The sequence below is a fragment of the Cytobacillus spartinae genome (assembly GCF_042865285.1).
In the GTDB taxonomy this organism is placed as follows: Bacteria; Bacillota; Bacilli; order Bacillales; family Cytobacillaceae; genus Robertmurraya_A; species Robertmurraya_A spartinae.
The window spans coordinates 331,856-347,138 of record NZ_JBIACK010000001.1; the positions used below are offsets into that span (position 1 = coordinate 331,856).

Consider the following 15,283-nt stretch of genomic DNA (forward strand, 5'->3'; position numbering starts at 1 on the left):
ATCACAAAATGTGAATTTTTTGTGAAAAATCGGAAATATTTCATCTAGGAGGAAGTTTAATGAAGTTTGAGGTAAAAGTCGAATTCTGCATGATGTGAAACTACGCACCAAAAGCCGCGAGTTTCGCGGAAGAACTATTTAATCATTTCCGTTCAGACATCACTAAAATGGAGCTTGTCCCATCATCAGGTGGAGCTTTTGAAGTGACTGTAAACGGTGAAAAGCTTTACTCGAAGCTTGACACAGGCGTGTTTCCTAAAGGTCAAGAAGTAATTGAAAAAATGCAGGCGTAATCGCCCTTTTGCAACCCCCTTTTCCTTATTGTGAATGGGGGTTTAAATTTTGTATGGATTTCTCTTAATTGCAGATTTGTATTGCGAATAATGTGGGGTTTGCGGCAAATATATCTTCAGAAGCGCAAATGTTTAGCTTGATTTTGCAAATATTTCGGAGGAACGCAAATAGATCTTACAGAGGGGAAATATAGCTAATTTATAGGTGGAACTATAGTAGAAAACCCCTCACTTAGACAAAAAAACAGGTAGCCACCTTTATGGGTACCTGTTTATCAACTATGAAATCGTAACGAACTGATTGTTCCCGAACCCTGGTTTTTCCTTCGATATAAATACCTCTAAAATGCCTTCTATAAACGTGGCATGTACATGTTTATCCGTTACTATAAATGGAAGTTGTATAGACCTTGCAAGATAAGCAGTTTCCGAATGAGCATTTATGGATGGCTTCGCTTTGATTTGTATCTCACAATCTTTTAAGAAAACAGTAACATCTTCGGGCTTAAAATCCGTCAACAGTGCCTCTAAAATATACTCTTTTTCTGTCTCGAAAATATCAACACGAAAAGTGGTTTCATCTAAGTAATTGGTCAAAGGATCCAGAAAATAGTTTTCCAGCCACTTCTCCATATCTTTCATATTAAAAGAAGGCTTCTCTTGATTACCAGACAAATTCACTTCCTCCTTTGTCATGGTGAAAGACAGGTGGCTAAAACAGACTTCCTGCCTTTTTTATTCATTCTATTCATTCGGAATTTAATGGTGAGAATGTTATAATAAACGGGCAGAATGAACCATGGAGGGTTTATATGAAACATTTAGTAAGATTTCTTCCTCCCGTACACGAAATTCAAAAGGCCCCAAAATTCGCAGAATTGCTGGAACAGTACGGGATTGATCATATTGAATTGACGAAAACGGTTAAAGACTCTCTTGATGGGATAAGAGAACTTATCTTAAATGAAAAATGGGACGGGCCCAAACCTGGTGACGGGGATTTCTTAGTTGCTTTTTTTGATAAGGTAAAAAGTGAACTGAAAAAGCGTTACAATTACACGTTAAAACCTGTTATTAATGCAACAGGCACCATTTTGCATACCAACCTAGGACGAGCCCGAATAAGCGACAATGCTATGAAACATGTAATGGAAATTGCCCAATACTACTCCAACCTTGAGTACAAGCTTGAGGAAGGTGAAAGAGGCTCTAGACATACACATGTGGAATCGCTAATTAAACACATTACAGGTGCAGAAGCAGCGATGGTCGTTAATAATAATGCGGCTGCTGTTTACCTGATTCTAAGAGCCTTAGCTCACGATAAAGAAGTGATTGTTTCCCGAGGCCAGCTCGTTGAGATTGGTGGTTCTTTTAGAATTTCTTCGATTATGGAGGAAAGCGGGGCCACGTTAAAAGAAGTGGGAACAACGAATAAAACACATCTATACGATTATGAGCGTGCGATTTCAGAAGAAACGGCTATGCTCATGAAAGTTCATACAAGTAATTTCAAGGTGATTGGTTTTACCAAATCGGTTGAGACAGAAGAATTGGTTGGACTAGCCAAGCGCCATGAACATGTGATTGTTTATGAGGACTTAGGAAGTGGAGCTTTATATGATTTTAGTCGACATGGCATAGGCGATGAACCTGTTGTCGGTCAAGTTTTAAACATGGGTGTAGATATTGTTTCCTTTAGCGGGGACAAATTACTAGGTGGACCACAAGCTGGTATTATTGCGGGTAAAAAAGAGCTTATTGATCTATTGAAAAAAAATCAGCTTGCTCGAGTTGTTCGGGTAGATAAGATGACATTAGCAGCCTTAGAAGGAACATTGCTGGATTATGTGAAGGGTGAGGAAAGCATTAAAAATATTCCAACGGTAAGGGATCTACTTTCCTCTAAAGAAGAGATTAAAGAGCGAAGTGAAGTTTTTGTACGGGAACTTCTACAAGTTTCTGATCGATATTCCACTTCCGTCCAAGAGGATATTAGTCAAGTCGGTGGAGGGACGATGCCTGATGTCGAACTTCCAACTTATGTGGTCGTTCTGAAACACAAGGATTTTCCAACTGAAAAAGTAGCTGGAATTTTGCGAACAGAAAACGAACCGGGGATTATTGTACGAATCCGTAAAGAGGAAATTTTACTTGATTTGAGATGCGTAACCCGGAATGAAGAGAAATTGGTATTGGAAGCACTTAGTAGGATTTAAACAACAAGCTGTTGATCTGGATTAAGATCAACAGCTTGTTTATTTTATAGATCATGCCCTTGGTTGTGTTTTTGTCTCGTATGATTACGATTTTTAACCTTTTTTGAACCGCTTAAAGGAGCAGGTTGACCAGGATTATCGCCCTTTGGTGCATTTTTACGCATATCTTTTCCATCATTTTTATTTGTCATTGTGCATCCCTCCTACCAATAGGATGCAGTCTCATCATGTTTTTATACCGAATATTTTCTTTAAGGACTGCACAATTTAACGTAAATACTATTAAAGGAGTGTAGGACAATGCCTTATTCTAAAGATAAGCAGCAAGCGTTTCAAGCTGCTCAGCAAGGTTATACGGAAGCCCAAGAATTGTACCATGATATTGTGAGAGACAGCGCAAGCTATGGCCATCAATTAAAGCATTTAAAAAATGAAGTAAATGAGGCATATCAGCAAATTGAAAAAGCGTTGGAAGTTGCTTCTGAACATCAAAGAGGACAATTAGAGCAATTTCAAGCAGATCTCAGTTCCATAGTGGCGGAAGTAAATCAAACAGAATAACACGAAGGCTGACTCGATAAAACTTTTGAGTCAGCCTTTTAGTGTTTTACGTTGCGTGCTGATTTAGGGTGGAACCCACCCCTATTAGCTACTTTTTTTCGATATCTTAAAAAATATTGTCTAAAGCACCTAGATTAGTGCCTAGAATTTACTATATCAGGGAATTTTTTGTCCTAAGCACGTAGATTAGTACCTAATTTTCTCGATTTTCAAAAATTTTTGTGTTAATCTCCTGTTTTAGTACCAATTTCATAAATCTTAAGAGGAATTTTTGCATTAACACTTAACATTAATGAAACCTTTACTCAAAACAACACTAAAAAGGGAACTAAGATAAGCTCCCTGTTTTAATCATAACTATTGATTCTTCTTGCGCTTTTTATTATTCTGTTTTTGGGCCTCTGTTAATGGCTCGTTAGAAAATTCTTCATTATATCCAGCACCTTTTCCCTGTGCGCTTGCTGCATTCATACCTTCAATGATGTGGTTCGCTTTGCGTTTTGCCACTTTATCACCTCCGGTTGTTATTTTTTCCTCAGCCGTAAAACTAATACAAAATATTTGTATTGCTTTTTTAACATAATATTTATTGGTGCTATCAATTTTGCATCCTTTTAGCAAAGGCTGCTTAAATCAACGTTTCAAGCTTTTTTATAATAAATACAGTTAAAACAATAAGAAAAACTTATCAAGAACAATAACTTTCTTGTTATTTACTTATATACAAGGTTGTATTAATATAGGAAATGTAAGAAAAGTTGGGATGAGGGAAAAATTCAAACTTTTCGACAAAAAAACTAACTATGGTATATGATTATTACGAATAGGGGGGTAATACATATGTCAAATCATGACGTTTTTAATTCCCGTAAATCATTTGAATTAGACGGGAAAAAGTACAACTATTATCATCTAGGAGCTCTTGAGAGCGCTGGAATTGGAAATGTTTCTAATCTTCCATACTCAATCAAGGTTCTACTAGAATCTGTCCTTCGTCAATATGATGGACGTGTAATTACAAAAGAGCATGTTGAAAACTTAGCAAAATGGGGAACTAATGAGGTTAAAGATGTAGACGTACCATTCAAACCTTCACGTGTTATCCTTCAAGACTTTACAGGTGTACCTGCTGTTGTAGACCTTGCTTCTTTACGTAAAGCAATGGCTGACATGGGTGGAGACCCTGATAAAATCAATCCTGAAAAGCCAGTGGATCTTGTAATTGACCACTCTGTTCAGGTTGACCAATACGGAACTCCAAACGCTTTAGAAGCGAACATGGAACTTGAATTTGAACGTAACCAAGAGCGTTACCAGTTCTTAAGCTGGGCTCAAAAAGCGTTTGATAACTACCGTGCAGTACCACCTGCAACAGGTATCGTTCACCAAGTTAACCTTGAGTTCTTAGCAAATGTTGTTCACGCACTTGAGAATAGTGAAGGTGAATTCGAAACATTCCCTGATACACTTGTTGGTACTGACTCTCATACAACCATGATTAACGGTATCGGTGTACTTGGATGGGGTGTTGGTGGTATTGAAGCAGAAGCTGGTATGCTTGGACAGCCTTCATACTTCCCAGTTCCAGAGGTAGTAGGGGTTAAACTTACAGGTGAACTTCCAAACGGTACTACAGCAACTGACTTAGCTTTAAAAGTAACGCAAGTTCTTCGTAGCCAAGGGGTTGTTGGTAAATTCGTTGAGTTCTTCGGACCTGGAGTGGTTGAACTACCATTAGCAGACCGTGCTACAATTGCGAACATGGCTCCTGAATACGGTGCTACTTGTGGTTTCTTCCCAGTAGATGATGAAGCATTAAACTACATGCGTCTAACTGGTCGTACTGAAGAACAAATCAAAATTGTTGAAACATATTGTAAGGAAAATGGATTATTCTTCGATCCTGAATTAAATCCAGTATATACAAATGTAGTTGAGATTAATCTAGGTGAAATTGAAGCAAACCTTTCTGGTCCTAAGCGTCCTCAAGACTTGATCCCACTTTCTCAAATGAAGAAAGAATTCAATCAAGCTCTTACTGCACCACAAGGTAACCAAGGTTTCGGTCTGGAAGCTTCTGAAATTGAAAAAGAAGTAACTGTGAATTTCCATAATGGTGATTCAACTACTATGAAAACAGGTGCAATTGCTATTGCTGCAATTACAAGCTGTACAAATACTTCTAACCCTTACGTTCTAGTGGGTGCAGGTTTAGTTGCTAAAAAAGCAGTTGAACTTGGTATGGAAGTTCCTAAGTATGTAAAAACTTCATTAGCTCCTGGTTCAAAGGTAGTTACAGGGTACTTACGTGATTCTGGATTACTTCCTTACCTAGAGCAAATTGGTTATAACCTAGTAGGTTACGGATGTACTACATGTATCGGTAACTCAGGTCCATTAAAGGACGAAATCGAAAAAGCAATCGCTGACAGCGATCTTTTAGTGACTTCTGTTCTTTCTGGTAACCGTAACTTTGAAGGACGTATCCATCCGCTAGTAAAAGCAAACTACCTAGCTTCACCACCACTAGTAGTTGCATATTCTTTAGCTGGAACAGTTGATATCGATCTTCAAAAAGATGCAATTGGAAAAGATAAAGATGGTAACGATGTATTCTTCAAAGACATCTGGCCAACAACTGAAGAAGTTAATGAAGTAGTACACAGAACTGTTACACCTGAACTTTTCCGTAAAGAGTATGAGAATGTATTTAGTGATAATGCTCGTTGGAACGAAATCAAAACTAGCAATGATGCACTTTATACTTTTGATGATACATCTACTTATATCCAAAACCCACCGTTCTTCGAAGGCTTAAAGCCTGACCCAGAAGAAGTTAAACCTCTTTCTGGTCTACGTGTAGTAGGTAAGTTTGGTGATTCAGTAACAACTGACCACATTTCTCCTGCTGGAGCAATTGGTAAAGATACACCTGCTGGTAAATACCTACGCGAAAACGGTGTAGAAGTTCGCGACTTCAACTCTTACGGATCTCGCCGTGGTAACCACGAAGTTATGATGCGTGGAACATTCGCTAACATCCGTATCCGTAACCAAATCGCACCAGGTACAGAGGGTGGTTATACTACTCACTGGCCAACTGGTGAAGTAACTTCTATCTATGATGCTTGCATGAAGTATAAAGAAGAAGGTACTGGCTTAGTTGTATTAGCTGGTAAAGATTACGGAATGGGATCTTCACGTGACTGGGCTGCAAAAGGTACGAACCTTTTAGGTATTAAAATGGTTATCGCTGAAAGCTTCGAGCGTATCCACCGTTCCAACTTAGCATTAATGGGTGTTCTTCCTCTTCAATTTAAAGATGGAGAAAGCGCAGAAACTCTAGGTTTAACTGGTAAGGAAACAATCGACGTTCAAGTGGATGAAAACGTAAGACCACGTGATTTAATTAAAGTTACAGCTACTGATGAAGCTGGTAACAAGAAAGAATTCAAAGCAGTAATCCGTTTTGATTCTGAAATCGAAATCGATTACTATCGTCACGGCGGTATCTTGCCAATGGTACTTCGTGAAAAGTTAAAAGCTTAATATTAAATAGTAAAACACCATGCGGATTTCTGCATGGTGTTTTTGCATTTACTTATTCCTTGTAAGGTTCCACTTTGATAAAATTTCAGTTTCACGATCCTCTTTCATTCCTGCCTGCAAGCTATTATCATTTCTGGTTTGAAGCCAATCATGAATTTCTTGGATCGTTTCCTCCAAAGGTCTAAATGTAAGACCTTCACTTAAAGCCTTGTCTATGTTGATTGAAGTAGCCCCTTTCCAAGGTTTTTCCCCTTCGCTTAATGGATACTCTTCTGGAATCCATAATGTCATCTCGGTCCAAGGCGCTACATGGTTGTCTAATAAAAACTTTTCATCCACCCATTCAAATTCCGCATTGCTTCCAGTAACTTTTTTGCAGGTTAAAAGAAACTGTTCCATTGTTAAAGGATAGTCTGGCCCAGTTGTATTGTAAGTACCTGTTCCACGTTCATTCATCATTTTTAATATCCACCGTGACATATCTCTATTATCAATGAATTGTACTCTGCGGTTAGGATTTCCCGGAGCTAGTATCTTTCCACCTTTAGCAACCCGATGAACCCAGTAGGGCAGTCGATCTGTGTAATCATGTGCGCCAACTAGTAGACCTGCTCGGATATTAAGGACTTTACCATCTAGATTCTTTTCTGCTTCCATCTCACAAAGCCTTTTAAAAGCACCGTAATATGGGCGAATATCTGCATCTGGATCTTGGGTGATTTTATCAGCTTCTTGAACTGACATGGTTTGCACTTTGTAATCTTCCTTAATATCAAGGGGCACCCAATCTTCATAAACGGATATGCTCGATATAAATGTATATTGTTCAATGTGATTCTTTAAAAGTTGGGTTGATTTTCTTACTGAAATAGGGGTCTGGCCACAAGTGTCTAGAACAGCATCCCAATTTCTATTTTCTAACAGATGAAGATCGTTGTTTCGATCTCCGACAATGATTTCAACATCCTTACTTAGGGAACTGTTATGGTTCCCCCGATTAAAAACTGTCACTTCATGATTTTGTTTTAGTGCCTCATCAACAAATGTTTTACCTAGGAATCTACTTCCCCCAATGATTAAAACCTTCATAATCTAGCCCCTCCAATTAACGTATATTTTCATTGTATTTAATCAATCAACGTATTTTCCATCAAAAAAGATACGTGATAAAATATTTATTTGTTGCGACAAAGAAAAATATTGTTAAAATAGGAATAGAGTTTTTTGAAAATTGGACAAACAACAGGATGGACTTGAGAGGAGAATATTAATTTGGAACATACATTTTTGCAATCTGTCACGTTTAAAGAAGGAACTTTATATATATTAGATCAGACAAAGCTGCCGACCATTACAGAGTTTTTAGAGATAACAGAAATTGAAGATGCTTGGGATGCGATTAAACAACTGAAGGTTAGAGGAGCTCCGGCAATTGGGATTGCTGCAGCATATGGCTTATTACTTGGATTAAAAAATGCACCAGAGGAAAACTTTGATTCTTTCTATGGCGTACTTAAAGAAAATTTAACTTATTTAGAAACGTCACGTCCAACAGCTGTTAACTTGTTTTGGGCGTTAAAACGAATGGATGAGAGAGCGAAATTAGAGCGTGAGAAGCCTGTAGCTGAAATAAAAGCAGCACTAGAAGAAGAGGCACACTTAATTAGGCAAGAAGATGAAGAAGTATGTCGTTCCATTGGAGAGCATGCGTTAACTTTATTCCATGATGGGATGACCGTGTTAACTCACTGTAACGCTGGGGGAATCGCAACGGCGAAATACGGAACAGCTTTAGCACCAATTTATTTGGCAAAGGAAAAAGGTTGGGATATCAAAGTATACGCTGACGAAACAAGACCATTGCTTCAAGGTGCCAGATTGACTACTTGGGAATTAATGCAAGCGGGAATTGATGTCACGTTAATTACAGATAGTATGGCTGCGATGGTGATGCATAAGGGATTGATCCAAGCGGTGATCGTCGGATGTGATCGTGTAGCTGCAAATGGAGATGTTGCTAATAAAATTGGAACATATGGGGTAGCGCTGCTTGCTAAAGCTCATAATATTCCATTCTATGTGGCCGCGCCAACACCAACGGTTGATCTAGATACTAAAACAGGGCATGACATTCCTATTGAAGAAAGAGGTATGGAGGAAATTACAGAGGGACTAGGTAAACAAACTGCACCAGAGGGTGTTAAAGTGTTTAATCCTGCTTTTGATGTGACACCACATGAGTTAATTACAGCAATCATCACTGAAAAGGGAATTATTAAGGGGAATTACCAAGAAGAATTACCTAAATTATTTATCTAAAAATTTGGCAGGCTTATTAGCTTGCTTTTTTATTTGTACATTTATACTAGGTAGGGTATGATTGGGATGTAAAGACTCATACCAAGGAGAATTTATTTTAATGGGTATATTTCAAATAGGATCTTTAATGATAAAGTATGAATGGATTATTTTAGTAGCTGCGGGAATTATTTCTTATCTTGTGATTAAAAAGCAGTTAAAACATGAAGGTGAATTTCAAAAATCGTTCCTCGATACTTTAATCAATAGTGCATTTCTTTATTTTATCGTTTATAAATTTAGTATTATCCTTATAAGACCGAGTATTATCATTGAAAATCCACTTGGAATTCTTTATTTTACGGGTGGTATGAAAGGGTATATAATAGCAGGTATAGCATGTGTCCTGTATTTAGGATGGACATATAAAAAAAGAAATTGGCTTTCTAAAAAAGTAGTTCATGCACTTGGCTACAGTATTGTCACATTTCTAATTGCATTTTTAGCTATAAGAACTTTATTTATTCTAATTCTTTAGGGTAAAATACTTGTATTATATAGAAGCTCTAGGAGGTACAACATGATTAAGAAAGTAATTGCAGCAGTTACATTAATCGCCTTGATGACAGTTGCTATGGTCCAAGCCATGGAAAAAGAGCAAAAGCCAGATAACCTCCCAGGGTTAGCTGTTGGCCTAAAGGCTCCAGACTTTGAATTAGAAAATTTGTCTGGTGAGACCGTGAAGCTTTCAGATTATGAAGGAAAAAAAGTGATGTTAAATTTCTGGGCAACTTGGTGTCCACCTTGTAAAGCAGAAATGCCGGATATGCAAAAGTTCTATACAGAAGTAGGAGATGAGGTAGTAATTCTTGCTGTTAACATCGATCCACAATATGATGTCGCTGGTTTTGCAGAAGAAATGAAAATTAATTTTCCGATCTTGTTAGATAAAGAAGACAAAGTCGGTGGAGCCTATCAAATCTTAACCATACCTACTACCTACTTTATAGATGAAAAGGGCATTATTAGAAGCAAGTACTTAGGTGCTATGCCAATTGAAAAAATGCGTGAATACACAGAGGATATGTAAGAAACCTTAGAGATAATTCTAAGGTTTTTTTTGTTGTCATTTGAATTGATTAGAGCGGAATTCACAACCACTCTTACAGCCTTTTATTCAAAAAAGTGTTGTTTCATGTTCACACAAAATGGGTAAAAAACATTTTATATGTTATGACAATCTTAAATTTTCAAAAAGTTGTAATAATTAAGTCAGTTTATGGACATAATGACTGTTACAATAGTGATAAGGCAGGTGAGGTACCATGAGAAAACCAAGAAAACGTTCATTTGCTGAGTTAGTTTCAGAAAATAAACGTCAACTATTAAAGGATCAAGCTGCTCTAGAAAAGATCGAAGAGCGAATCGAGGAAAAACGATTAGGTAAGGCTGAGTAATTAAGTAATCTTTGCCACTCATGGTTCTCTTACTCTTAGGTGATACTTATATAAGAGGAGGGATACTACTATGAGTAAAAGCAAACCGAAAAGAAACAGTGAGCATTTTGTTCCTAATCACCTCGGAACTCAATCACGTGGGTTTGGAGGAAACAAAGGAAAGAAAATGCAGGACCAATCTGGTCAGCATCCCCAAGTGATTCAAACTAAAGGTGAATAATATTATAGATGAGACTTGCCTAATTTTTTAGGTGGGTCTTTTTATGTTAGAGGAACCGCTTGATAAGTTAGATTTTAACTGTTTTTATTTTGACACCACAATCGCATAATACACTGTGTTTAAGTGTTTTAATTACACTCTGACATTTTGGACAAACATGTTTTTGTGTAAGCATTTTTATTCAACCTCACTTTATTTCAAAAATTTAACCCGAACAGAGTCAGTTGTTTTCTTTTTACCGTTTAACATCTTTATTATTTATAGAATAACACTTATTAATATAAAATCAATACTTTTTTATAATAATTATAATTAAAAGAAAGATTGTTATAGATTGATAAAATTGAAACCGTTTATAAATCGATATCTTGAGTCTCTTTTTTTTATCATCTAATAAAGAGTAATTGAGAAATGGAAATCATTTAATGATTAGTTGGACGGACTCTTGGGTGAATAGAAAGATATTAATTTACATAATAAAGTTATGATAAACAAAATCAAAAATCGATTAAATTTACCTTTTATAATTTATCAATAAACTGACAAACTAACTTTGTATCATTTACATTAAGGAGGAAAAGACGATGAACAATAAACCTAAACCTGATGATAGAAGTGATAATGTAGAAAAGCTTCAGGAAATGGTGGTAAATACCATTGAAAATATGGAAGAGGCTGAAGCAACAATGGAATTTGCTAGTGAGGATGAACGTGCAAACATTAAAGCAAAAAACGAGCGTCGACGAGATAGTATTGATGCATTCCGTTCTGAAATCAAGGATGAATATCGCAATCAGCGTAACCAATAATCATTAAGACCTGGTCATCATGATCAGGTCATTTTTAATAACAGCTTAATGGATAAGCGGGCAATAAACCATTCTAAAAGCCTCATCGTAAGCACTCTTTTTTATTGGTTTTCAGAAATATGTTAATATAATAATGGAAAAAACTTTACATAGAAGAAGTGATGAAAATTGCAGCAAAAGAATGTACATATAAAAAATATCGATCAGCGGCTCAAACAATGGAGTGACGAGTTAACCGAGGTTGGTTTCATTAAAGATGATACAGAGCTTCTGAAACAAATTAAGTTAATGGATGAAAAACAACATGGAGTGACTCTATCACGATTATTAACGATTGCTGCGTTATCGAGAATTCGAAAAACAGGGGATAAGGATGCTCTCGTTATTGCTTGGCTTGAAAAAGCTAAAAGGTTGGACCCTTCTAATAACAAAGCATTTGAATTTCTTGCTCAGTATGAATGGAAAAGACAACAAGGTCTCTTAGATATATTGATTTTCCCAACCATTCGTGAAACCGATAATCGACCTGCTAAAAAGAAAATTGCTGATCAAATCATTGAAAACTGTAACAAGTTCTTATCGGATAGTGAAGTAGGGCTCGAGGAATTAGAGAATGGTTATAGGACAGCAAAGACATTTAAGAATGAAGCCCTTCTTTCTGTTTACGATGGATTAATTTCTCTATTAGTAAAAGTCATGGAGGAAACAGGCGGAGTACTTAAATCTGCTAAAGAGTATGAACAGTCCATTTCTGGCGTTTTCTATACGTCTACTCATTACCATGATATGAGGAAGCATATCGAGAGTATTGAACATTTAAAGAAAGAGTGGGAACAGTATTTTAGAGAAGAAGAAGGACAAAAAGATTCTAAGACTTCATTAGAGGTTTTGGATGAGATGATCGGGCTTGAAAAGGTAAAAGAAAGAGTGAATGATTTTTATCAATTTTTAAAATATCAGAAGGAACGTAAAGAACTAGGACTGCAAACAAAAGATGCGTTAAGTCTACATATGATATTAACCGGCAATCCTGGGACTGGGAAGACGACGCTAGCTAGACTTCTTGCAAAGGTTTATTACGAGTTAGGAGTACTGCCTCGTGAAGAAGTAATCGAGGCAGACCGATCCCAGTTGGTAGGAGCTTTTGTTGGTCAAACCGAGGAAAACGTTAGAGCAGTAGTTGAGAAAGCTTTAGGTGGAGTTTTGTTTATAGATGAGGCCTATAGCTTAAGACGTGAGGGTCAAACAGGAAACGATTACGGACAAGCTGCTGTAGATACATTAGTTTCACTTATGACAGGAAGTGAATACGGCGGAAAGTTCGCCGTAATTCTGGCAGGATATCCTGAAGAAATGAGACAATTTTTAGATGTTAATCCAGGATTAAGAAGTCGATTTCCAACCTCTAATTATATCCATCTCGACGATTACTCTAATAGAGAGCTTGTTCTTATCGGCGAAAGGCTGGCAAAGGACAATGATTATATCTTGACAGATGGTGCCAAGACAGAGTTAGAGAAGCGTTTAGAAAAAGAAAGAGTAGACGAAACCTTCGGAAATGCAAGAAGCGTTCGGAATATTGTTCTAGATGCTATTTTTAAAAAAGGAGCAAGTAAGAAAGAAACCGAAAACATTCTAGAATACACCATACTAGATGAAACTGACTTTTTACAAAAAGAAAAGAAGGTTAAAGTACCGCCTAGTGAACGACTAGAAAGCCTAATTGGGTTAGACTCAGTTAAAACGGAAGTAAAGACACTGGTGTCCTTTGTAAAAATGCAACAAATACGTAGAGAACAAGGCCTCCCAGTTTTACCACTACAGCTTCACTCAGTTTTTACAGGTAACCCAGGGACTGGAAAAACGACTGTTGCGAAAATCTATGCCGAGCTTCTGAAAGAGTGTGGGATTTTAAAAAGAGGTCACTTAATTGTAACGAGTCGAGCTGATTTCGTAGCAGGTTATGTTGGTCAAACTGCCATCAAAACGAAGAAGAAAATTCAAGAAGCTTTAGGTGGGGTTCTATTTATAGACGAAGCCTATTCATTGTTGAGTCAAACATCCGGTGATTTCGGAAAAGAAGTTATTGATACGTTGGTAGACGAAATGACCAAACGGAATGAGAATTTGGTTGTTATTTTAGCCGGTTATCCAAATGAAATGGAAACTTTACTTGAAAGCAATCCTGGGTTAAAATCTCGATTCAAAAAGTTTTTTCAGTTTCAGGATTATTCGGTAGACGAACTTATAGAAATCATGCAGTCTTATGCTTCGACATATAAGTACACATTAACGAATGAAGCAAGGGTATTTTTAAAAGGCGTATTGAGCCAAATAGATAGAAAAGGCAATGGGAGATTTGCTACGAATTTGATGGATGAGGCTATTCAGTCACAATCTTTAAGGTTGTTGGAACTAGATAAAGAAGACCTAATCAACCAAGTTAGTTATATTACTGAATTGGATGTAGGAAAAGCAATAACGAAGATGAGAAAAGGGGAATAAAGATGCTAATTGCTACGAAAGAAATTGAGGTTCGCTATGCTGAAACGGATCAAATGGGAGTGGTCTATCACGCGAACTACCTTGTTTGGATGGAGCTTGGGAGAACACATCTAATATCTGAATTAGGTTTTAATTACGCTGAATTAGAAAAAGAAGGCATTATTTCTCCCGTTATTGATATTCAAGCTTCTTATAAAAAACCAGTCCGTTATGGGGAGATAGCAATAGTGAATACTTGGATTGAGGAGTATGATGGCTTAAAAGTAACATACGGCTATGAAATTCTGACTCAGGATGGTGAAGTTTCTGTTTTAGCTGAGTCAAGGCATGTGTGTGTAAAAAAGGATTCGTTCCGACCGATATCGATTAAGCGGAAATATCCTGAGTGGCATGAGGCTTATGAGACCCATAAGAAACGTGTTTAAACATAAAATAAGGTCTTTTCGTGAACTTTGTTGCTACTAAAATATACTTTTTAGACGGTTTTTATGGTCTGTTTTTCTTTATTTTTGGCAGAAAAGATTCCACGAAACAGTATTGATCCCGTGTTGGAGACCATATACGAATATCGACAATCTATACGAAAACAGCCTACAATAAAGGAGGGAGTCCCTTGGCCTTTGGAATCAATCGTATGCAGCTGAAAGAATGGAAAGAAAAAATAGACGGGGGAGAGATTGCTTTTTTGACTCATTATTGGTTAGATGATCGATTTCCTTCCTATAAAACGGTCACCAAAGTCGGTTGTAATGACCTTGAAAAGTTAAAGAGATGGGGAGAACAGTACGGTCTTAAGGCTGAGTGGATTCACTCTCGTAAAGACGGATACCCTCACTTTGACCTTATTGGAGAAAGAGAAAGGGAGATCCTTGAAACAGAAGGTATTCCGTACAGATTAAAATGATCATAGGAGAAATTAAAAAAGCAGACTTGCTTATGTCTGCTTTCCTACTGGTAAAAAAACTGGGGCTCACCCAAATCTGAATTATAGTCAATTTTAAGATTGTGGTTGTCGAAGTACCATAGGTCTTTTTCTTCAATAAAAAAATGGATATCATCTACTGTCGTTTGCACTCCTACATCATGAGGTTCCTCATTGGACACGCCTAATGAAAACCCTTGTTGAACAGTACTACATCCACCATAACGGGCAAAAAAACGAACATAGTCACCCCTTTTTAATGACATCTCGCTCTTATACCAATTAACAGCCTCGGTGCTAATTTGGATATTCATGTTTAATCCCCTTCCTGTATGTGGCGTACTGTTATTATAATAGAATTAAATGGATAAGGCGAACGTTCTGATTATTACTTCCTGAAACTAGTCCCGTAGAGTTATCAGTACTAGGGGATAGTGCTTCTTTGTAAAA

At 37.1% G+C, this 15,283-nt stretch carries 17 protein-coding genes and 1 pseudogene; 13 read left to right on the forward strand and 5 right to left on the reverse strand.

The window, feature by feature from the left end:
• Positions 1-110: 110 nt before the first annotated feature.
• A pseudogene (locus tag ACFYKX_RS01530) lies at positions 111-293 on the forward strand (Rdx family protein); the annotation flags it as partial.
• A gap of 279 nt (positions 294-572) precedes the next feature.
• On the opposite strand, the gene ACFYKX_RS01535 reads toward ACFYKX_RS01530, so the two are convergent.
• Positions 573-968, reverse strand: coding sequence for an Hsp20/alpha crystallin family protein (locus tag ACFYKX_RS01535; protein ID WP_389357380.1), 396 nt, complete (start codon positions 966-968; stop codon positions 573-575).
• A 137-nt stretch (positions 969-1,105) separates the two neighbouring features.
• Between ACFYKX_RS01535 and selA the strand changes: the two genes are divergently transcribed.
• A complete protein-coding gene (gene selA, locus ACFYKX_RS01540; protein ID WP_389357382.1) occupies positions 1,106-2,512 on the forward strand; it encodes an L-seryl-tRNA(Sec) selenium transferase in 1,407 nt (468 codons plus the stop codon).
• A gap of 44 nt (positions 2,513-2,556) precedes the next feature.
• On the opposite strand, the gene ACFYKX_RS01545 is transcribed toward selA, so the two are convergent.
• Positions 2,557-2,703, reverse strand: coding sequence for a small acid-soluble spore protein P (locus ACFYKX_RS01545; RefSeq protein WP_389357384.1), 147 nt, complete (start codon positions 2,701-2,703; stop codon positions 2,557-2,559).
• 109 nt (positions 2,704-2,812) lie between these two features.
• Here ACFYKX_RS01545 and ACFYKX_RS01550 point away from each other — a divergent pair, with 109 nt between their 5' ends.
• Entirely contained in the window at positions 2,813-3,073 is a 261-nt protein-coding gene (locus tag ACFYKX_RS01550) for a hypothetical protein (RefSeq protein WP_389357386.1), read from the forward strand.
• Positions 3,074-3,430: 357 nt separating this feature from the next.
• On the opposite strand, the gene sspO is transcribed toward ACFYKX_RS01550, so the two are convergent.
• Positions 3,431-3,580 carry a small acid-soluble spore protein O gene (sspO, locus tag ACFYKX_RS01555; RefSeq protein ID WP_389357388.1) on the reverse strand — a complete coding sequence of 50 codons (150 nt, stop codon included), beginning with the start codon at positions 3,578-3,580 and terminating at the stop codon, positions 3,431-3,433.
• A 333-nt stretch (positions 3,581-3,913) separates the two neighbouring features.
• On the opposite strand from sspO, the gene acnA reads away from it, so the two are divergent.
• The gene (acnA, locus tag ACFYKX_RS01560; protein WP_389357390.1) at positions 3,914-6,622 is read left to right on the forward strand and encodes an aconitate hydratase AcnA; all 2,709 of its coding nucleotides are present in this window, start codon (positions 3,914-3,916) and stop codon (positions 6,620-6,622) included.
• A 48-nt stretch (positions 6,623-6,670) separates the two neighbouring features.
• Here acnA and ACFYKX_RS01565 read toward each other — a convergent pair whose 3' ends face one another.
• On the reverse strand, positions 6,671-7,711 hold the full coding sequence (locus ACFYKX_RS01565) for an NAD-dependent epimerase/dehydratase family protein (protein ID WP_389357392.1): 1,041 nt from the start codon (positions 7,709-7,711) through the stop codon (positions 6,671-6,673).
• 183 nt (positions 7,712-7,894) lie between these two features.
• Here ACFYKX_RS01565 and mtnA point away from each other — a divergent pair, with 183 nt between their 5' ends.
• The 9 genes from mtnA (at position 7,895) to ACFYKX_RS01610 (ending at position 14,815) form a co-directional block, all read left to right on the forward strand.
• Positions 7,895-8,941 carry an S-methyl-5-thioribose-1-phosphate isomerase gene (mtnA, locus tag ACFYKX_RS01570; protein ID WP_389357394.1) on the forward strand — a complete coding sequence of 349 codons (1,047 nt, stop codon included), beginning with the start codon at positions 7,895-7,897 and terminating at the stop codon, positions 8,939-8,941.
• A 100-nt stretch (positions 8,942-9,041) separates the two neighbouring features.
• A complete protein-coding gene (locus tag ACFYKX_RS01575; RefSeq protein ID WP_389357396.1) occupies positions 9,042-9,458 on the forward strand; it encodes a hypothetical protein in 417 nt (138 codons plus the stop codon).
• A gap of 42 nt (positions 9,459-9,500) precedes the next feature.
• On the forward strand, positions 9,501-10,010 hold the full coding sequence (locus ACFYKX_RS01580) for a peroxiredoxin family protein (RefSeq protein ID WP_389357398.1): 510 nt from the start codon (positions 9,501-9,503) through the stop codon (positions 10,008-10,010).
• Positions 10,011-10,245: 235 nt separating this feature from the next.
• Positions 10,246-10,377 carry an FbpB family small basic protein gene (locus ACFYKX_RS01585; protein ID WP_389357400.1) on the forward strand — a complete coding sequence of 44 codons (132 nt, stop codon included), beginning with the start codon at positions 10,246-10,248 and terminating at the stop codon, positions 10,375-10,377.
• Positions 10,378-10,447: 70 nt separating this feature from the next.
• Positions 10,448-10,597, forward strand: coding sequence for an acid-soluble spore protein N (locus tag ACFYKX_RS01590; RefSeq protein ID WP_389357402.1), 150 nt, complete (start codon positions 10,448-10,450; stop codon positions 10,595-10,597).
• A gap of 566 nt (positions 10,598-11,163) precedes the next feature.
• Positions 11,164-11,406: a small acid-soluble spore protein Tlp gene (gene tlp / locus ACFYKX_RS01595; RefSeq protein ID WP_389358991.1), complete on the forward strand. Its 243-nt coding sequence runs from the start codon at positions 11,164-11,166 to the stop codon at positions 11,404-11,406.
• Positions 11,407-11,574: 168 nt separating this feature from the next.
• Positions 11,575-13,911, forward strand: coding sequence for an AAA family ATPase (locus ACFYKX_RS01600; RefSeq protein WP_389357404.1), 2,337 nt, complete (start codon positions 11,575-11,577; stop codon positions 13,909-13,911).
• A 2-nt stretch (positions 13,912-13,913) separates the two neighbouring features.
• Entirely contained in the window at positions 13,914-14,336 is a 423-nt protein-coding gene (locus tag ACFYKX_RS01605) for an acyl-CoA thioesterase (protein WP_389357406.1), read from the forward strand.
• Positions 14,337-14,524: 188 nt separating this feature from the next.
• Positions 14,525-14,815, forward strand: coding sequence for a hypothetical protein (locus ACFYKX_RS01610; RefSeq protein WP_389357408.1), 291 nt, complete (start codon positions 14,525-14,527; stop codon positions 14,813-14,815).
• A 44-nt stretch (positions 14,816-14,859) separates the two neighbouring features.
• On the opposite strand, the gene ACFYKX_RS01615 is transcribed toward ACFYKX_RS01610, so the two are convergent.
• Positions 14,860-15,147 (reverse strand): HesB/YadR/YfhF family protein, encoded by a 288-nt coding sequence (locus ACFYKX_RS01615; protein WP_389357410.1) that lies wholly within the window; start codon positions 15,145-15,147, stop codon positions 14,860-14,862.
• Positions 15,148-15,283 lie beyond the last annotated feature (136 nt).